The sequence below is a fragment of the Virgibacillus alimentarius genome (genome assembly GCF_000709085.1).
Lineage (GTDB): Bacteria > Bacillota > Bacilli > Bacillales > Amphibacillaceae > Virgibacillus_B > Virgibacillus_B alimentarius.
The window spans coordinates 33,310-53,449 of record NZ_JFBD01000014.1; the positions used below are offsets into that span (position 1 = coordinate 33,310).

At 35.4% G+C, this 20,140-nt stretch carries 20 protein-coding genes; 2 read left to right on the top strand and 18 right to left on the bottom strand.

Annotation, left to right across the window (positions count from 1 at the left end):
* Window positions 1–97: 97 nt before the first annotated feature.
* From GZ63_RS0103200 to gpr, 14 genes are all read right to left on the bottom strand, one after another.
* Entirely contained in the window at window positions 98–544 is a 447-nt protein-coding gene (locus GZ63_RS0103200; RefSeq protein ID WP_029266805.1) for a GatB/YqeY domain-containing protein, read from the bottom strand.
* Between the two features lie 15 nt (window positions 545–559).
* Window positions 560–736, bottom strand: coding sequence for a 30S ribosomal protein S21 (gene rpsU / locus GZ63_RS0103205; protein WP_029266806.1), 177 nt, complete (start codon window positions 734–736; stop codon window positions 560–562).
* Window positions 737–857: 121 nt separating this feature from the next.
* Entirely contained in the window at window positions 858–1,529 is a 672-nt protein-coding gene (gene deoC / locus GZ63_RS0103210; RefSeq protein ID WP_029266807.1) for a deoxyribose-phosphate aldolase, read from the bottom strand.
* A gap of 116 nt (window positions 1,530–1,645) precedes the next feature.
* Window positions 1,646–3,004 carry a tRNA (N(6)-L-threonylcarbamoyladenosine(37)-C(2))-methylthiotransferase MtaB gene (gene mtaB, locus GZ63_RS0103215; RefSeq protein ID WP_029266809.1) on the bottom strand — a complete coding sequence of 453 codons (1,359 nt, stop codon included), beginning with the start codon at window positions 3,002–3,004 and terminating at the stop codon, window positions 1,646–1,648.
* Between the two features lie 2 nt (window positions 3,005–3,006).
* Entirely contained in the window at window positions 3,007–3,762 is a 756-nt protein-coding gene (locus GZ63_RS0103220) for a 16S rRNA (uracil(1498)-N(3))-methyltransferase (RefSeq protein ID WP_029266810.1), read from the bottom strand.
* 17 nt (window positions 3,763–3,779) lie between these two features.
* Window positions 3,780–4,721: a 50S ribosomal protein L11 methyltransferase gene (gene prmA / locus GZ63_RS0103225; RefSeq protein ID WP_029266811.1), complete on the bottom strand. Its 942-nt coding sequence runs from the start codon at window positions 4,719–4,721 to the stop codon at window positions 3,780–3,782.
* Window positions 4,722–4,781: 60 nt separating this feature from the next.
* The gene (gene dnaJ, locus GZ63_RS0103230) at window positions 4,782–5,903 is read right to left on the bottom strand and encodes a molecular chaperone DnaJ (RefSeq protein ID WP_029266812.1); all 1,122 of its coding nucleotides are present in this window, start codon (window positions 5,901–5,903) and stop codon (window positions 4,782–4,784) included.
* A gap of 158 nt (window positions 5,904–6,061) precedes the next feature.
* A complete protein-coding gene (gene dnaK / locus GZ63_RS0103235) occupies window positions 6,062–7,891 on the bottom strand; it encodes a molecular chaperone DnaK (protein ID WP_029266813.1) in 1,830 nt (609 codons plus the stop codon).
* Window positions 7,892–7,925: 34 nt separating this feature from the next.
* Window positions 7,926–8,504 (bottom strand): nucleotide exchange factor GrpE, encoded by a 579-nt coding sequence (gene grpE / locus GZ63_RS0103240; RefSeq protein WP_084178938.1) that lies wholly within the window; start codon window positions 8,502–8,504, stop codon window positions 7,926–7,928.
* Window positions 8,505–8,576: 72 nt separating this feature from the next.
* Window positions 8,577–9,608: a heat-inducible transcriptional repressor HrcA gene (hrcA, locus tag GZ63_RS0103245; protein ID WP_029266817.1), complete on the bottom strand. Its 1,032-nt coding sequence runs from the start codon at window positions 9,606–9,608 to the stop codon at window positions 8,577–8,579.
* Between the two features lie 196 nt (window positions 9,609–9,804).
* Window positions 9,805–11,613: a translation elongation factor 4 gene (gene lepA, locus GZ63_RS0103250; RefSeq protein WP_029266819.1), complete on the bottom strand. Its 1,809-nt coding sequence runs from the start codon at window positions 11,611–11,613 to the stop codon at window positions 9,805–9,807.
* A gap of 230 nt (window positions 11,614–11,843) precedes the next feature.
* Complete coding sequence (locus GZ63_RS0103255; RefSeq protein ID WP_029266821.1) at window positions 11,844–12,176, bottom strand: hypothetical protein; 333 nt, start codon at window positions 12,174–12,176, stop codon at window positions 11,844–11,846.
* Between the two features lie 15 nt (window positions 12,177–12,191).
* Window positions 12,192–13,367, bottom strand: coding sequence for a stage II sporulation protein P (spoIIP, locus tag GZ63_RS0103260; protein WP_051681370.1), 1,176 nt, complete (start codon window positions 13,365–13,367; stop codon window positions 12,192–12,194).
* Between the two features lie 103 nt (window positions 13,368–13,470).
* Window positions 13,471–14,571: a GPR endopeptidase gene (gene gpr / locus GZ63_RS0103265; protein WP_029266825.1), complete on the bottom strand. Its 1,101-nt coding sequence runs from the start codon at window positions 14,569–14,571 to the stop codon at window positions 13,471–13,473.
* 200 nt (window positions 14,572–14,771) lie between these two features.
* On the opposite strand from gpr, the gene rpsT reads away from it, so the two are divergent.
* Window positions 14,772–15,038 (top strand): 30S ribosomal protein S20, encoded by a 267-nt coding sequence (gene rpsT, locus GZ63_RS0103270; RefSeq protein WP_029266827.1) that lies wholly within the window; start codon window positions 14,772–14,774, stop codon window positions 15,036–15,038.
* 203 nt (window positions 15,039–15,241) lie between these two features.
* On the opposite strand, the gene holA is transcribed toward rpsT, so the two are convergent.
* Window positions 15,242–16,258, bottom strand: a complete 1,017-nt coding sequence (gene holA, locus GZ63_RS0103275) for a DNA polymerase III subunit delta (protein ID WP_029266829.1) — start codon at window positions 16,256–16,258, stop codon at window positions 15,242–15,244.
* A 320-nt stretch (window positions 16,259–16,578) separates the two neighbouring features.
* Here holA and GZ63_RS17265 point away from each other — a divergent pair, with 320 nt between their 5' ends.
* Complete coding sequence (locus GZ63_RS17265; protein WP_029266831.1) at window positions 16,579–16,710, top strand: YqzM family protein; 132 nt, start codon at window positions 16,579–16,581, stop codon at window positions 16,708–16,710.
* Between the two features lie 95 nt (window positions 16,711–16,805).
* Here the strand turns inward: GZ63_RS17265 and GZ63_RS0103285 are convergent, their stop codons facing one another.
* From GZ63_RS0103285 to GZ63_RS0103295, 3 genes are all read right to left on the bottom strand, one after another.
* Window positions 16,806–19,094, bottom strand: a complete 2,289-nt coding sequence (locus tag GZ63_RS0103285; RefSeq protein ID WP_029266834.1) for a DNA internalization-related competence protein ComEC/Rec2 — start codon at window positions 19,092–19,094, stop codon at window positions 16,806–16,808.
* Between the two features lie 91 nt (window positions 19,095–19,185).
* On the bottom strand, window positions 19,186–19,761 hold the full coding sequence (locus tag GZ63_RS0103290; protein WP_029266835.1) for a ComE operon protein 2: 576 nt from the start codon (window positions 19,759–19,761) through the stop codon (window positions 19,186–19,188).
* Between the two features lie 57 nt (window positions 19,762–19,818).
* The coding region (locus GZ63_RS0103295; protein WP_029266837.1) for a helix-hairpin-helix domain-containing protein at window positions 19,819–20,140 on the bottom strand (322 nt) is incomplete at its 5' end.

Here is a 20,140-nt window from a genome sequence, read left to right on the forward strand (position 1 = left end):
TCGGATAAATAAATAGTAACATATATTACAAATGTATTGGGATGTAAATCAAGCTTTAAAAAAGTCCTTGCCACAAATGACAAGGACTTTTTTAACATTAATTCAAATATTTTTGAACAATTTTATTTATTTGTGAGCCATCAGCTTTTCCTTTAACCTTTGGCATAATGGCACTCATTACTTTTCCCATATCTTTTTTAGATATAGCATTTACTTCCTGTATTGTTTCTTGAATAAGTGCCTCTAATTTTTCGTTTGATAACTGTTCAGGCATATATTTTTGGATAATTAGTATTTCATATTCAAGTTTCTCAACAATATCATTTCGACCAGCTGATTTATATTCTGGGAGGGAATCTTTCCTCTGCTTTAACTCCCTGGACAGTATTGTTAATTCTTCGTCCTCAGAAAGTTTATCTTTACCAAGCTTGATCATTTCATTTTGTAAGGAAGCTTTCACCATACGAATTATGCTTAATTTTTCTTTTTCTTTATTCTTCATTGCCTGCTTCATATCGTTATTCAGCTGTTCTAACAATGACATGTCCCGAGCACCTCTTTAGTATCTGCGTTTTCTAGCAGCTTCCGATTTCTTTTTACGGCGAACGCTAGGTTTTTCATAATATTCACGCTTGCGATATTCGGATAATGTACCGCTTTTTGAAACATTACGTTTAAAGCGACGAAGAGCATCCTCAAGGGACTCGTTTTTACGAATGCGAGTTGTATTTGACATGCTATTTTCCCTCCCTCCGAAGCATAGAACAAAGTTAGACAGACATATGTAAACATTTATACGCCTTGGTTTATTATAATATATCTACCGTTTTAGGTCAACTGCAGATTTTCAAGGACATTCAATAATCTGATGTTCCTTGATTATCCTTTACTATATCTTTCCCGCTGCTTGCTCCAATCCTTGTAGCACCTGCTTCAATTAATGCTTTTGTAAATGATAAGTCACGTACCCCGCCTGAAGCCTTTACACCCATTTCTGGACCAACTGTCTGTCGCATTAATTTTATATTTTCTAGTGAAGCGCCGCCACCGGAAAAACCTGTTGATGTTTTAACAAAATCCGCATTAGCTTCTTTAGCTAACAAACATGCACGAACCTTTTCATCTTTGTTTAATAATGAAGTTTCTATGATTACTTTAACTAATGCTTGTTTATCTGCTGCTTGGACAATTGCTTCTATTTCTTCTCTTACAAAAGAATCGTTATTTGACTTTAATTCTCCTATATTGATAACCATATCAATTTCTGTCGCGCCATCTTTAATTGCTTGTTTTGCCTCGAAAACTTTTGTTGCAGTGGTTGTAGCACCAAGCGGAAATCCAATTACTGTACATACCTTTACAGAGGTGTCTTTTAATTGTTGATAACAATGAGATACCCAATGGGGATTAACACATACGGATGCAAATTCATATTCTATTGCTTCTTGGATGATTTGATTTATTTTATCGCGTGTTGTCTCTGGTTTTAATTGAGTAAGATCAATATACTTTGCATATTCTTTACTCATGATAAACTCCCTTCCAAATTTGCACGTACTATATTAAAACACAGTCCACTCCTTATTTTTCCACATGGAATAATATAGAAAAATTACAGTATGTCGTTAAGGAGCAGACCTTTTGTTTACTGTGCTGTTTGTTGGTACTGACTGTGTGTAGCATTGTCCATTATGCGGACAAACTTACCTTTATTTAATGGGTAACCTGATTTTGTAATTTTAACTCTTACAATTTTACCTATTAAATCTGGTGTTCCTTCAAATTGTACTTTTAAATAGTTGTCGGTGTATCCAACTAATAATTCAGGATGTTCCTCATCATGAACTCGTTCTTCTGGAATCACTTCTAATACCTCATCTTGGTATTTTGAAGCATATTCTTTTGCAAGTTGATTGGATAATTCGATCATCTGATGAACACGGTCATTTTTAAGCTCATCTTCCACTTGATCTTTCATTCTTGCAGCAGGTGTACCAGTACGTCTAGAAAAAGGAAATACGTGTAGTTCTGAATATCCTATTTCCTTAACAAAATCATATGTTTCTTTAAATTCTTCATCAGTTTCACCTGGAAAACCTACAATAACATCTGAAGTAATTGCAAGATTAGGAAGCGCTTTTCGTATTTTATCTACCTTTTGCTTATAATAATTTGTTGTATATTTTCTACGCATTCTTGCCAGGACGGTATTTGATCCGGATTGAAGCGGGATGTGTAAATGCCTAACAATCTTCTCTGATTTATCAAGCACCTCTATAACTTCATCCGTAATTTGACTAGCTTCAATAGAAGAAATACGAACTCGTTTTAAACCTTCTACCTTTGTTTCAAGGTCATGAAGTAACATAGCGAAGTTATAATCGTTCATATCCTCTCCATAACCTGCTGTATGGATACCTGTTAGTACAATTTCTTTATACCCTGCATCAACAAGTTGTTGTGCTTGATTTATTACGTTTTCTGGGCCTCGCGATCTTAGCAGCCCGCGTGACCACGGAATAATACAAAAGGTACAAAAATTATTACAGCCTTCTTGAATTTTCAATGAAGCACGTGTACGATCTGTAAATTCAGGGACATCCATTTCTTCAAATACTCGACTCTTCATAATGTTTGTTACACCATTGACTGGTTTACGTGTTTGTATATGTTCTTCAATATATTCGATCATTTTGCTCCGGTTTTGTGTTCCAACAATAACATCTACACCGGGGATTTCCATGATTTCACCTGGTGATGTTTGCGCATAGCAGCCAGTAACACAAACTACACTTTCCGGATTTTGTCGAACAGCTTTACGAATCGTTTGCCTGCTCTTTTTATCTCCTGTATTTGTAACGGTACATGTATTGATGACATAGACATCTGCTTGCCGATTAAAATCAACACGTTCATAGCCTTGATTCATAAACATTTGCCATATACCCTCAGTTTCGTAATGATTTACCTTACAGCCTAATGTATGAAACGCTACTGTTGGCACCATTAACACCTCAATTCTTCAAAATGATAAGATATGCTTGCTAATACATATAGAGCTGCAGTTTCTGTCCGCAATATACGAGGACCAAGCCGGACTGCCGTAAAGTTATTCTTTTTCAGCAGATCAACTTCGTTTGTTGAGAACCCTCCTTCGGGTCCAATACAAACTAAAACACGCTGCCCTTCTTTTAAGTTCGACACTAGCGTTCCGAATGAATGTTCATGATCCACTTTTGCTTCTTCTTCATAGGCAAATAACTTTACATCGTAATTTCTACTTTCATGAACGAGATCAGAAATTGCCATTATATCTTGAATGATCGGTATTTTATTCCGATGACTCTGTTCACTTGCTTCTTTAACTATTTTAGCAAAACGATTTAATTTTTTCTCAGTCTTTTTTTTATCCCACTTAACAATGGAACGTTGAGCTTGGAATGGAATAAAGGAGTGTGCACCAAGCTCTGTACCTTTTTGAAGGATAAAGTCAAGTTTATCTCCTTTTGGTAACCCTTGAGCTATTGTAATTTGAAAAGGAAGTTCTACTTGTTCGTTTAACCATTCTATCACCGCTAATTTAATAAGGTTTGTATCAAACGATGTAATCGTACAAATCGCAGCTTGTCCATTAGGATGATTACAGATCACTTTGTCGTTTATCTTAAATCGCATGACTTTCGATATATGGTGAGCATCATCTCCATGTATATAAACCTGATCATTCTCCCAATTATCTCTAGGAACAAAATAACGTTGCAAGACATGCACCTCTAATTTTATTCATTTTTTCTGGCTATCATACATACCCATTCACCCATATGAAATGTTTCTAAAATGCTAAACCCATGTTTTTCCATTTCTAATTGAACATCCTGCTCTTTCGTTTGAATTATTCCTGAAGTAACAAATAAACCACCTTGCTTTAAGTTATTCCAGGCATCCTCAACAAATCGTACAATGATCTCAGCTAATATATTGGAAACGATTATATCCGCCTGAACTGTTACATTATGAAGCAAATCATTTTGCTTGGCTATTATTTTATCTTCTAGTTTATTAATCTTCATATTAATTTGCGTGCTTTTCACCGCAACGTCATCTAAATCATAAGCATAAACTTTACTTGCACCGAGTAAGACAGAGGCTATACTTAATACACCAGAACCACAACCGACATCTATAATTGTGTCCTTTTTGTTTATATATTGTTCCAATGCCTGAATGCTTAACATCGTTGTCGGATGTGTACCTGTACCAAATGCCATGCCAGGGTCAAGCTCAATAATAAGTTCATCTTCTGATTTAGGTTCATATTTTTCCCACGTCGGGGCTATTGTAACCTTCTCTGAGATTTTTACAGGTTTATAATATCTTTTCCAAGCTGTTGCCCAATCTATCTCAGAAACTTCACTAAAAGTAATATTGTTTTGTCCAATATCTATATTGTAGGAAGGTAGCTCATTAATAGAATCCTTTATTACTCCAATTATTTTATTTAGAAACTCGTCTATAGGTAAATAAGCTTTTATGAAAATTCCATCTTCAGGGTACTCAGCAGGATTTAGCTCATAAACTTCGCCAAAAAAAGTGTCTCGTTCTTTGACTAAATCCAATGGATCCTCTATTACAATCCCGTTTGCTCCATTGTTATGCAGTATATTTGAAATTGGTTCGACAGCTTCATTGGTTGTATGAATACACATTTCCGACCATTTCAATAGGAACCACTCTCTTCTATATGAATTAATGATAGTAGGGGGAGCTTGGAAACACTTTGATTACTCCCCTTTAAATGCCTCTTTAAATCGCTTGAAAAGAGAGCTGCTATGATCGTCCGTTGATTGATTACCGCCAATTGCATTAAACTCTTTTAAAAGCTCTTTTTGTCGTTTATTTAATTTGGTTGGTGTGATTACCTTCACTTGAATATGTTGATCCCCGTGCCCATATCCTCGAACATTTGGAGCTCCTTTTCCTTTTAGACGGAACACTTTACCTGTTTGCGTTCCAGCAGGGATTTTCAGCATTACTTTACCGTGTACAGTTGGAACTTCTACTTCATCGCCTAACGCCACTTGGGTGAATGTCAAAGGTAGTTCACAATGAATATGGTCCCCATCACGCTCAAAAAATTCATGGGCTCTTACTTGAACTACTACAAATAAATCTCCGGCAGGGCCGCCATTTTTTCCGGGCTCCCCTTTTCCAGTAACACGAATTTGCTGCCCTTCATCGATTCCTGCAGGGATAGAAATATGAATTTTTTTGTTTTTCTTCACTTTTCCTGTACCACTGCATTTTTTACATTTTTCCGGAATAATTTTACCTGATCCATTACAGTGGTGACAGACGCGACGATTTACAACCTTTCCAAACGGCGTATTTTGTTCTACGTTTAACTGTCCTGAACCATTACAATGCGTACAAGTTTTCACTTTCGAACCAGGTTTTGCTCCTGAACCATTACAGCTTTCACAATTTTCTTCTTTTGGAAGAGTAATATCTACTTCTTTTCCAAAAATGGCTTCTTCAAAATCAAGCACCATTGTGTACTGTAAATCGGCTCCTTGTTGTGGTGCGTTTGGGTCACGTCTACGACCACCACCAAAGAACATATCGAATATATCACCAAAGCCGCCAAAATCCTGTGCACCGCCAAAGCCGCCAAAACCTTGTCCTTGAGCACCCGCATGACCAAACTGGTCATATTGAGATCGTTTTTGATCATCTTTTAATACTTCATAGGCTTCTTTTGCTTCCTTAAATTTATCTGCAGCATCCTCTTCTTTATTCACATCAGGATGGTATTTTCTAGCTAGCTTTCGATAAGCTTTTTTAATTTCATCCTTTGAAGCATCTTTGCCAACTCCAAGGATATCATAATAATCACGCTTACTCACTTGTAAATCACTCTCCCCGACACACTATTACATAAATGTTATCTTATCATTTTTAAACCTTTGATAGCAAATGAACTTTAAAATATTCTAGGCTGTAAAAAAGTCAAAGCCAAGGAAATCCTGACTTTGACTTCATTATCTTAAACAATGTTTAATTGTTACTTATTTTCATCATCGTTGACTTCTTTATAATCTGCATCAACTACATCGTCGTTATTCTCTTGGTTTCCTTCACCTTGATTTGCTTGAGTATCTTGTGCCATTTGTTCATATAGTTTCACTGACAACTGTTGTACCTGCTCTTGTAAGGCTTCTTTTTTCTCTTTGATTTGATCCATATCATCAGATTCCAGAGCAGATTTTAAAGCCTCTTTAGTGTCTTCAGCTTTTTGTTTCTCTTCATCTGAAACTTTATCTCCAAGGTCTTTAATTGTTTTATCAGTTGTAAAGATTAGCTGATCCGCCTCATTGCGAAGATCGATTTCTTCACGGCGTTTTTTATCTGCTTCAGCGTTTTCCTCCGCATCTTTTACCATTTGGTCTACTTCTTCATCTGATAGACCAGAAGATGACTTAATTGTTATGGATTGTTCTTTATTGGTGCCCATATCCTTAGCTCTTACACTTACAATACCGTTTGCATCAATATCGAAAGTAACCTCGATTTGTGGCACACCTCTTGGTGCTGGTGGAATATCCGTTAATTGAAAGCGACCTAAGGTTTTATTATCGGCAGCCATTTCACGTTCGCCCTGAAGCACATGGATATCAACCGCAGTCTGGTTATCAGCAGCAGTTGAGAATACTTGAGATTCACTTGTTGGGATCGTTGTGTTACGTTCAATTAATTTCGTAGTAACACCGCCCATTGTTTCAATACCTAATGAAAGTGGCGTAACATCTAGTAAAACGACATCTTTTACATCACCTTGAAGCACTCCACCTTGTATTGCAGCACCTAAAGCGACAACTTCATCTGGGTTAACTCCTTTAGATGGATCTTGATTTATTTCACGCTTAATAGCATCTTGTACTGCAGGTATACGAGTAGAACCACCTACTAAAATAACTTTGTCAATTTCATTAGCAGCTAAATCTGCGTCAGATAATGATTTACGAACAGGTGTCATTGTACGCTCTACCAAATCAGAAGATAATTCTTCAAATTTTGCACGTGTTAAACTCATTTCCAAATGTAGCGGTCCAGCTTCTCCAGCAGTGATAAATGGCAATGAAATTTGGGTTTGTGACACACCGGACAATTCCTTTTTCGCTTTTTCAGCAGCATCTTTCAGTCGTTGTGTAGCCATTTTATCTTGGGAAAGGTCTATACCATTTTCTTTTTTGAACTCTTGAACCATATAATCAATGATTACTTGGTCAAAATCATCCCCACCTAAGCGGTTGTCACCTGCTGTTGAAACAACTTCAAATGTTCCATCACCAATATCTAGAATAGAGACGTCAAAAGTACCTCCACCTAAGTCATATACTAGAATAGTTTGATCCTGATCATCTTTGTCAATTCCATATGCTAATGCAGCGGCAGTAGGTTCATTAATGATACGTTCTACTTCAAGCCCGGCAATTGTACCTGCGTCTTTAGTAGCTTGGCGCTCTGCATCATTAAAATATGCCGGAACAGTTATTACTGCTTTTTCAACACTTTCTCCAATATATTCTTCTGCATATGATTTAAGGTGCTGAAGTATAATAGCTGATATTTCTTGCGGTGTATACTCTTTATCTTCAATTTTTATTTTATAATCTGTTCCCATATGACGCTTAACAGACTGAACTGTATTTGGATTAGTGATAGCTTGACGTTTAGCTACTTCTCCAACTTGCCTTTCTCCATTTTTAAAAGCAACAACAGATGGAGTTGTGCGGTTTCCTTCTGGGTTGGGAATTACAACAGCTTCCCCACCTTCCATTACGGACACACATGAATTTGTTGTTCCTAAGTCAATACCGATTATTTTGCTCATAATCATTTCCTCCTTCATTACTTCAACAAGATGTTTATTTATTTACTTTAACCATAGCAGGTCGAATAACGCGATCTTTAAGGATATAGCCTTTTTGCAATTCTTCAACAATAATATTAGATTCAAATTCTTCCTCTTCTACTTGCATGACACCATGATGTAAATTAGGATCAAATTCTTTTCCAACAGCTTCTATTTCTTCTACTCCTTGCGATTTCAAGGCTTCTTTCAGTTGATTATAAACCATTGTTATACCTTCAATTAAACTTGCTGTAGCATCAGTAACCTCCACTTGTAAGGCTCTTTCAAAGTTATCAATTGCGGGCAATAATTCATTTACTATATCCTGAGATTTATATTTAAGGCTTGCTTCCTTTTCTTTTTGGGAGCGTTTCTTAAAATTATCAAATTCGGCTTGCACACGAAGCATCTGACCATAAATATCTTCGTTTTCCTTTTGCAAACGAGCGATTTCTTTTTTTAAATCTTCTGCTGATTCTACATTTTCCTTTTCCCCTGAATCAACTACTTCAGTTTCTTCTTTTTCGGCAGCATCTATATTTAAATCTTCGTCTTTATCAGTTATTGCTTCATTTGCTTTTTCATTCATCATTAAACACCTCCAATATACAAAATAACCACGTTAGACTATATCACGAATTGTAATTGAAATAAACTAAAATCCTCATTTGTTTTGTCTAAACCACAAATATAGAGCTTCAGTCATTTCATTCGATAGAACATTTAACAATGTAATTACTTTTTGATATTCCATTCTTGTTGGTCCAAGTAATCCTATTGTTCCCAATTGATCATCACCTATTTGATAGGATGCAGTAATTAGACTAAAATCTTTAATTGCATCTATTTTGTTTTCATTCCCAATAGTAACTTTCAAACCATCTGTCGCATTTTTTAATAGATTCGCTATCTCCTCTTCTTTTTCCATCATTGTATAAAAAGAACGAATTTTATCAACATCGTTAAACTCAGGCTGCATTAAAATATTAGATTTTCCGCCTATATATAGTTTGACTGGCTGTTCATAGAAGAACACAGCTTTTAAATAGTCATAAGAGGTTTCAAAGTCATCTAAATACTGTTGCATTAAGAAAACTATTTCGGTGTTTATCATTTCAGGCAAATGAACAATTGGTACGTCATATAGCCGTTCATTAAGTATGTTAACCAATTTCTCCATATCTGTTGCATGGATCGCAGCCGGAAGGGAAAATGATCGATGCTCTACATGACCTGTGTTTGTTATTAAAATAGCTACGGCTACATGTGGTGATAATGTAAAGATTTGAATTTTTTTTAATCTGGTTTCATAAATTTCAGGTCCTAAAATAATGGACGTGTAGTTTGTTAAATCTGACAACACTTCAGCCGACATCTGAACGATTTGTTCAAATTCTAAAAAGTCTTCCTTAAAAATATGTTTAATCAAGCTCACGTCTTTGTGTTTAACAGTTGGAGTTATTAAATGATCTACATAATAACGATATCCTTTTTCGGAAGGAACTCTGCCTGAAGACAAGTGCGTCTTTTCCAAGAATCCCATATCTTCCAAATCCGCCATTTCATTTCTAATCGTGGCTGCACTATAATTTATGTTAGTTTTTTTAGAAATCGCACGTGAACCGACAGGTTGTGCAGATGCGATAAAATCATCAATAATAACCTGTAGAATCAATAACTGCCTTTCTGTTAACATATAATCACCTCTGTTAGCACTCTTTTGTACTGAGTGCTAATAATAAATTATCAAATGATGTTTTTTTTGTCAACGGACATGATTTATCCGTTTTTAGTATACGATAACCTGTATAAACACTATGAAAAATATGCCGTTTATATAGAAAAGAAACCTTGCTTCAAATGTTTGTAGCAAGGCTTCGATATTTGCAGCTTTAATCATCATCCATTTTTAGCACAGCCATAAAGGCTTCTTGAGGAACTTCAACTGAACCGACGGTTTTCATCCGTTTTTTACCCTCTTTTTGTTTTTCTAATAGTTTGCGTTTACGTGTAACATCCCCACCATATAGTTTTGCGGTTACATCTTTTCGTACTGCCTTAATGTTAGATCGAGCAGCGATTTTGTTTCCTATAGCTGCCTGTACGGGAACCTCAAATTGCTGTCTTGGAATTAGATCTTTTAATTTTTCAACAATGTGCTTACCACGCTCATGTGCGAAATCACGATGAACAATGAAGGACAATGCATCAATCTTTTCAGAGTTAAGTAAGATATCCATTTTAACCAGGTCAGACGGCTGATAACCAATCAGTTCATAATCGAAAGAAGCATATCCTTTCGTTTGTGATTTTAGTTGATCAAAAAAGTCATAAACGATTTCAGAAAGTGGAATCTTATAAATAATGTTGACACGGATATCATCCAAGTATTTCATATCAACAAACTGCCCTCGTTTTTTTTGTGATAGCTCCATAACAGCTCCCACATAATCTTTTGGAACCATAATGGTGGCTTCTACAAATGGTTCCCGGATTTCTTTTATCTGTTGTGGGTCTGGCATAAATGATGGATTATCCACCTCTATTAATTCGTCTTCAGCCTTCTCTACTTCGTAAACTACACTAGGGGCAGTAGTGATCAACTCAATGTTAAATTCCCGTTCAATTCTTTCTTGAACAATCTCCATATGTAAAAGACCTAAAAACCCACAACGAAATCCAAAACCGAGAGCTTGGGATGTTTCTGGTTCATATTGCAAAGCTGAGTCGTTTAATTCTAATCGTTCAAGAGCTTCCCTTAAGTCATTGTAATTATTTGAATCAATTGGAAATAAACCGCAGAATACCATTGGATTTAATGGTCGGTATCCTGGCAAAGGCATTTCCGCTGGATTGTCAGCTAATGTGATCGTATCACCGACTTGAGTATCACCGACTGTTTTAATTGATGCTGTTAAATATCCTACATCGCCTACAACTAATTCATCTTTCTTTTCGGGCGTTGGTGTAAAAACACCTAGTTCATTTACTTCGAATTCCTTCCCGTTGGCCATTAACATGATTTTGTCGCCAACTTTTACAGATCCTTCTTTAATACATATGTAGGCAATCACTCCGCGGTAAGGATCATATAGCGAATCGAAAATAAGCGCTTTTAATGGTTGTTCTATTTCCCCAACCGGTGGAGGGACTGCCTCTACAATGCGTTCCAAGATGTCTTCGATGCCTATATTAGCTTTTGCTGAAGCTAGCAAAATATCACTTTTGTCAACACCGATTACATCTTCTAATTCTTTTGTTACAGCATCAACATCTGCGTTTGGAAGATCAATTTTATTAATAACAGGAATAATTTCTAGTTCGTTATCTAGCGCAAGATACACATTCGCCAAGGTTTGTGCTTCAATGCCTTGGGCTGCATCAACAACTAAAATTGCACCTTCACAGGCAGCAAGACTTCGTGAGACCTCATATGTAAAATCTACATGTCCAGGTGTATCGATCAGATGGAATATATATTCTTCACCGTTCTTACTTTGGTAATGAAGTTGAACGGCATTTAATTTAATAGTAATACCCCGCTCTCTTTCTAAATCCATTCCATCAAGGAATTGATCTTTCATCTCTCGCTTCGATAACGCTTTCGTATTCTCTAAAATTCGATCAGCTAAAGTGGATTTCCCATGGTCAATATGGGCTATGATCGAAAAATTACGTACATGTTTTTGTTTGTTTTCCATTCGTGTCGTTCACTCCTATATATCTAATAAGGATAAAGACTAAGCTAAGGTACCTATAACAAATGGTCCCTTTGTATGTTTGAAATTAGTTTTTGCAGTCTATTTATCAACATAAAAAGCTACTAACAACTAGGTTGATTATAGCAATTGAACTATTTAGTTTCAAGATTTAGAACATATATAAAGTAATCCTTCTCCCAAATGATCTATGGCGGGAAAAGGATTATTTGCTAAATAAACAACTGTGATATCTGGTATAATATTTGTACGATTATTTCATAAAATCCTTTGACCCCTGCTTCTAAAACAGATGCCGTTTTTTGAGTCAAATGGTTATCTGGCTCTACGTCAGCCGTAGTTGTTTCATCCGCCTCTTCGATCTGTAGAATTCGCTCTTTTTCTATAATTTCACCTTCATCCATCTTCTCTTCTTCATGATTCACTATTCTCTCTGTATCCGTCTCCACAGGTTTTGAAACGATTTGTCCCCGGTCTATTCCAAACAACATACCCGCTAAGAAAACAACGATTAACATTAGAAAAACGATAAATGAACGTACCATAAGCTATACCTCCGTTTAGTCTGCGTCTACTTTTTCAGCGTCCCAATAATAGTCACTAAACACTTCTGCAACAACATCTGCTGTACGGTATAATTCTTCAAAAGTATTTTCATAACCACCAAATTCAATTAACAGAGCATTTTCAGACAAATCCTGGTTAAAGATGCCGTTTGTACCAGCACCTTCTTTTGTAATTACTCCTTTACTCAGACCGGGGTACTTTGCTTCTATAAGTGAATTCAACTCAGTAGCTACCGCTAGGTTTTTCTCATAATCGTCATAGTCAGCTCCAACAACAAATAAAATCTGCGCATAAGATTCACCATTGATTTTCTTTGTTGTCTTATCTCGTGGCAAGCTGTCTCGGTGTATATCAAATACATATTGAAGATGCTTGTTTGAAGCTACAGCTTCTTCTACTATACTTCTTGAAGCATCATAGGACTGTCCGTATTCCCATTCTTTTTCTTTTAAAATATTCATTACATCTGTATTATTTACATTCGTTCCAATCCCGTTCGACTTTAACTTTTTGGCAATCCTATCACTAACCTTTGTAATATTCACCTCATCATGATGCGCTTGATTCGGATCCGTTACATTTGGCAAGTGTGGTAAAAAAGATTCCCGTGTATGCGTATTGTATATAAAAACAGTGTCTTTTTCTCCTGTGCTTTGGTTTGCTTCTTTATTTTCATCTTCTCTATCAGACTCTTCTTCAGATGGTTCATCCAATACAGCTTCTCTATCTTCTAATACATCTTCTAAAGGTGGAGAGGATTCCATAGCCAGATTTGTGTAATCTGTTCCTTCACCAGCAACAATAACCTTACTTCCGAAAGATGAGAAACCTGGTAACTCCTGCCCTAGCAAACTGCTGGGATCAGAAGGCTTTATGTTCGTAGCTATTTGAAATAAAGTAGTAGATAACTTTGGAAGTTTTTTATCTTTTGGAAAAGCTTCCTTAAAAATTCTATTCTCTGTCCCCATCAAATACAGAAACGTGGAACTATCTATATCACTTGTCCATCTAGTAATGGTGTCGGATGAAAAACGATAAGCTGGTTTAATTGTTGTTAATATACCAATTGAAATAAATAAAACGATGATGCTTATCAGATACAATCCGCCTTTTTTATAAAAAGGATTAAACCGCGTCATTCTATATTTTTTATTATATTTTACAGACATCGTTCCACCCTTTCTAAAGCTAGTTTGATTCTATAGTAAAATCTATGTCTAAACTTTAGATGGTAGAACAAAATCTTTCTTTTTTAATAGAAGATTACGTTAATTATCTAGTATAAGATGCGAAATTATCAACATCCACCTTTTCATGTAATGCAGCATTAATACCATTAGCAACCACATTAGCCATGTCGACCATAAAACCATCCACTTCTTTTGGAGTAACCATCATATTATAACCAATGGGACTTAATACTTCAGTAATCAATGATCTTTTTTCCTCTTCGGATAAGCCTCCTACGATCCCAAGAAAGGCTTTTCGTTGTTCTTCATCGGGAAGGTCCTCTTCTTTTAGCTTTTTGTGACCAAAGGATAAGGAAGCGGGTGCTAAAGCCTTTGATGGCTGGTCTCTTTCATTCCATTCTCTGCCAAAATGCTTTAACAAGAAATCGATTGTATCACTAGTAATCGTGACTGCATCTACAACTGTTGGTACGCCAATTGCAATGACTGGAATACCTAGTGTATCCTGACTTAGTTCTTTGCGTTTATTACCCACACCTGAACCTGGGTGTATCCCAGAATCAGATAATTGTATTGTTTCATTTATACGTTCTATTGACCTTGAAGCAAGAGCATCAACAGCAATAACAAAATCCGGTTTTACCTTCTCTACGATCCCAAAGATAATATCACTTGTTTCAATTCCGGTAACACCCATTACTCCCGGAGTCACTGCAGAAACGGAACGATAACCCTCCGCAACTGTTTCATGTTCCAATTTAAATAAATGGCTTGTTACGAGAATTTTTTCTATTGTCATTGGCCCAAGTGCGTCAGGTGTCACATTCCAGTTGCCAAGTCCGACGATTAATCCAGTACTACCTGAACTTATATTATTCTTTTTTAACAACTGTTCTAACTCTCCAGCTAACACTTTAGCTGCCTTCTCCTGTAGCTTCGTATCTTGTTTTTTTACACCATCCGCATAAATGGTTACGTAGGAACCAGGTTTTTTTTCGAGCAATTTGGCTCCTTTTTCATTTATCTCTACATAAGAAATGTTAATATTCTCTTTTACTTGCTCTTTTACAGTAACACCTTGTATCTGCTTGTTATCTGTGTGCTCATTTTCAACATACATATTCTTAGCTTCAACAGCTAAATCCGTTCGTACTTGTTTGTGCATATGTTCACGTTTTTTCATTCCTCACTCTTCCTTTCATGCGTATTACTACACTTTATAATAGCGTTCACAAATTAATGGAAATTTATGTATAAGATAGCAGAAAAGTATATGTAGATGAAAAACAGTTTTTCAGTGGCGTTGGCGGGTGAATTAAAATTGAAAAGAATCGAATCCTTTGATAAAGTATCCTATATGGTGAACTTTGAGGAGGTGAAACGATGGCTAATATTAAATCAGCTATTAAACGTGTTAAAACAAACGAAACGAAACGTGAAAATAATCGGGTGTTCAAATCAGCAATGCGTACACAGATCAAACATGTTGAAAACTTAATTGAAGAAAATGATGCTGAAAATGCAAAAGCAGCATTAGAAAATACAATCAAACAAATTGACAAGGCGATACAAAAAGGTGTAGTCCACCCTAACAATGGAAATCGTCAAAAATCACGTCTAAAGCAAAAAATCAATCAACTGGGTGCTTAAAATAAACGATTAGGAGGAGCGATTGCCTCTTATATGATTTCTGTTCGTCAGACCGGAGGTTTGTCTTGAGCTTCCTTCAGATTCTACATCACTGTAGATACCCTTGCTTTTAATTATGTGCTTACCACTACATGGCGTTAGAGTTCGCGCATGCTGGGGGCACTAAAAAACGATCCCTAGGTAGGATCGTTTTTTCTTTATATTTATTTAACTAATTCATACAATAGTAATTCAAAAACTAAATCTTTTTCCATTTGCCCACGCTTCATCGCGGAATCTGCATCTGCCAATTGGTCCATGATATGCTCGAGCTTTCGTTTTGAGAATTGTTTTTCCCGACTGAGTGCAATTTTGATAACATAAGGATGGGCCCCTATCTGTTTTTGCATTTGAAATTGACTATATCCTTTTTGTTTTAAAAGTTTTACTCGAAAGATCATGCGAAATTGAAAAGCCAGCAAAGCAATAAGAGCAATTGGCTCTTCTTTCATTTTTTCAAGATCTTTAAAAATGGTAATTGCTTTATGTAAATTACGTTCAATAACCGCATCAACCAGTCTGAGAGAGGTGCTATTCGCTGTAGGTGCGATTAAGTCCTCGGCTATTTCTTTAGTAACTGTTCCTCCTTCCCCAACATACATTGCCAGTTTGTTTAGTTCGTTTTGCATCAGATTAAGGTCAGAGGCCAGTTCCGCATCAAAAATTTCATAAACATCGTGATTAATGGTGATTTTTAAACTGTTTGCAATGTTTGTTATCCACTTATTTAATTCATGATCTTTGAGTGGATTACACTCAACAACTGCTGCTTTTTTCCTTAAGAATTTACTTATTTTTTTCCTTTCATCAATCTTCTCGTATGGAGCAGTTAATATAAGAACCGAGTAGTCAACAGGATTATTTACGTATTGCTGTAAAGCATCTAAATCATGCTCAAAGGGTAATTTATCTGGTTTTGCTTTTAAAAAAACGGGATTTGATGCGATGATTAGCTTCCGATCGCCGAAGAAGGGATACGTCTCAACGTCTGAGATTACTTCCTGAATGGGTACCTCCTCTAAATCGTATGTAGATAAATTTTCATTCTCTTTGTGCCCTATTACTGTGTTACTGATATGTTTTTTTAGGTTTTGTATGAAATAAGTCTCAGATCCATATAATAGAAAAATCGGACTTATTTCTTTATTTTTAACCTGTTTAAAGACCTCTAAATACGACATGATATTCACTCCATTGTTTAGCTATAACAATGGTAAAACGGAAAGATGAGAATAGCAAGTAATAATTTAGAGGGAAACGCGCACCTCATTCATTTCCCTCTATAATCTATATAAACGCTTAAAATTCAGCCCCGGGATACTAAATCTTAAACGGTATTTGATTATTAGTTATAGATTGACCATTTTTAATAAAAGTATAGCTGTTAACTCTTTCTAAAAATAACGATGCATAAGGACGTAGTTCTTGAAGAAATTTAAGACCAAAAGTAGATTTTATTTCCGTTTTATTTTATACTTGAAATGGTATAGGAGGGATAGATATGAACGAATTTGAAAACGATGTCCAATCGAAAAATAATGACGTCAGCGATTCCATTATCGGGTTTGTTACTTCATTTGTATTCTTTGTTGTACTTTTTGCTATTGGTGCTATTATCAATGTGGTGGCTTAACTTACAAAAATATCTTCTATAACAAAGAGACTGATCATGAGACAGTCTCTTTGTTTATTGTTTTTGTATTAACCGTCAGCCCCTGCACTCCCATCTTATGGTAAAAACTTATAAAATGTTCCTTCCGTATTTTTATATCGAAATTGAACTGCACCATCTAAATCAGTTCGAAATAGTTGTACCTTTTCTTTTTCAAGTATTTCCAATACATCTGCACTTGGATGTCCATAGGTGTTTTTTTTTCCAACTGATATAAGTGCATAGCTTGGATCTAATTGATTGACAAATATTTTACTTGTTGAGGTTCTGCTTCCGTGATGGCCGACTTTTAAAACATCAATGGCTAGATTTTGGTATCGATCTATTATTTCGTTTTCTGAATCTTTTCCGCTATCCCCAGTAAAAAGCCAACTCATACCACCAAACTTTGTATATAAAATTAAAGAATTCTCATTTGGAGATTTCATATCTTTCGTTGGACCAATCGTTTGAAAAACTTGCCCATTTATATCAATTTTATCGTTCAATCTCCTAATATGTGTCCCGTACTCCTTCCATAATTTTACTGTTTGACGATCGAGCTCATAGTAATCACTAATAATGACTTCCTTTACTTTCATATCTCTAAGTATATATTCAACACTTCCCATATGATCAATATCTTCATGGCTCAAAAAAATAGCATCAATATAATTAATTCCTCTGGAATATAAGTATGGTTTAATTATTTGTTTATATACTTTGTCAGATGACCCAAAATCGTTAAAGGTAAAATTCGCTCCTGCATCAACAAAAATTACTCCTTTTCGATAGGGCAATTCGATAACAAATGCATCACCTTGTCCGATATCTAGCATTGTTACAGTTCCAATTGGAGATAAATATGGACGAAAAGCCAAACATACAATCAATAAGCTTATACTGCATCCATAGGTAAAAGCTTTAGGATGATTAGCACTTTGAAGATACTTCATAAGCATAAAAAATAAAACATAATATAAGACTGTAGCTACGATTGGCATATTGCCAATAATCCATGGATAATCTGCATGCTTATCAATAAGTGTGACCAAATGTATAAATATCGAATGGATGTGAACAAAAAAATAGTCTAAAAATTTAACGATTGATACTGGAAACGGTGAGAGAAACAAAAAAATAAACATTAAAGGAATAACAAATATTGAAAAATAAGGAACTACGATGACATTTAATAAAATTGATAGTGGTTGAAAAGTGGAAAAATAAGAAAGTTGCAGCGGTAAAATCATCATCTGGGATACAAAACTTATCTGTAATAATTGAAATATGGATGAATTAGATTGTGCAATCCAGTTTTTTGATAAAATCAATCCAAATGTAACGATAAAAGATAATTGAAAGCCTACATGATAAACGATATATTTATCAAAAAGAATAAATAAAAGAAAGACAATGCTTAAAACGTCAGTATAATTAAATTTTAATTTAGCTTTGTTTAGAATAATAAAAATCATGATGGATAAACTGGCACGCCAAACGGATGGTTCTCCCCCAGCAAGTAATGCATAAAGAGGTAAGAAAAAAATCATGATTAATTTAGCTTTTTCCTTTGTCAGTATATTTAACTTGATAAGCAAAAAATACAAGAGAGCTACTACTAATCCAACGTGCAGACCGGAAATAGCAAGTATATGTGAGAGATTCCACCTTTGAAATAAATCTACAGTCTGCTCACTTATAAACGAATCGTCTCCTAATACGAGAGCGTTTAGCCAACTGCTCGTTTTTTTACTATACTTATCATTTACATAATTTAATAAATTGTCTCTCAGAGTAAAAATTTGGTTAAGTCTTGACCCTCCATGGCATTCAATATCATCGAAAGATTGAAGAATAATTTGATGAGTGATTCCTTGTTTTAGTAAATAAGTATGAAAATCAAATTGACCAGGATTAGTGGTTTGTTCTGGAAGCTCTAATTCACCGTGAACGATACATTTTGCACCATGTTTTATCGAGGTATGCTTTAAAAAGCTTTTAGAAGAACTTTTTTCATCCGGAAAGAAAATGACGGAGACTTTGTTTTGGGTTTGTCTTTCTTGAAATAGAAATTCAACTTTATTAGAAGTTAACGATATGGGACTGGTAATTTTACCACTATGGGAGGTCTCTTTGGAGATCAAATCATTTCGGGGCATATCCACATCAATATTGGGTATATATACCCAATAAAAGAGAAAGGAAATAATGGACATAATTATTGGGATTGATCCTAATTTTCGATAATAATACAAATACAATAACCATAAAAAAAATCCAACAATAAACCAATTAGTTTTAAAATATATTGTTAAAATACTTACAACTACTGAAAATGCTGCAAAATGCCAGTATCCTCTCATACATTACTCACCTGCATTAATCGTTCTTCTACAAATATTTTATGAAGTTCTTAGCAGAGGCCCTTCACTTTTTTAAGCGAAGGATCTCGTCCTATTTTGATTGACTATATGGTGTGAAAAGCTGTTTCGCCTGTTTTTTTAACACGCTTAATTCCTGCTCATTTGTATTTAATTCAAGTTTTTCAAGTAAATGTTGTACATATGCTGATTTTTCTTTATATTTTGTATCAACTGCCAAATAATTCAGCTCTACTTTTTTCGTTTCCACACCTGCTTCCTGAAATAATTCAATTGCATATGGATGATTTCGGTAATCTTCCGCATAGTATACCGTTTTGATCCCACTTTGAATTAGTTGCTTACAGCATTGCAGACATGGATAATGTGTAACATAAATATCTGCATTATCTGTTGGAACTCCAAATTTAGCACATTGCAATAATGCATTTGCTTCCGCATGTACAGTTCTTACACAGTGTCCATCAATCACATAACAACCTTCATCGTTACAATGAACACTTCCAGAAACACTTCCATTATAACCACCTGCTATGATGCGCTTATCTCTGACAATCGTTGCACCGACCATCAGCCTTGTGCATGTGCTTCTTAGTGCTAATAAATGACTTTGAGCCATAAAATACTGATCCCATGAAATTCGTTCCATGCCTCACTCCCCCTATACCTATATAGTTTACAACTCTTTATTCTAATTCGTCAAAAACTATGGGATTTGCAGTTCATCCTGCAGATTTTCCAGGGTTTTCTCTCCAATCCCGCTTACTTCTAGCAAGTCTTCTGTTGTTTGGAAGAATCCGTTTTCCTCTCTATGTTGTATAATTGCTTGGGCCTTAGCTGGTCCTATCCCGGATAAACTTTCTATTTCTTCTTGTGTAGCTTCATTTATCTTTATTTTATTGCTCTCTTTAGTTTTTTGACTAGCGTCAGCGAGGTGACCACTATCGACTCCTTTTGCGGGAACTTGAATCACCATCTCATCTTGAACCTTTTGAGCCAAATTGACAATGGATTCATCGGCTTTTTTT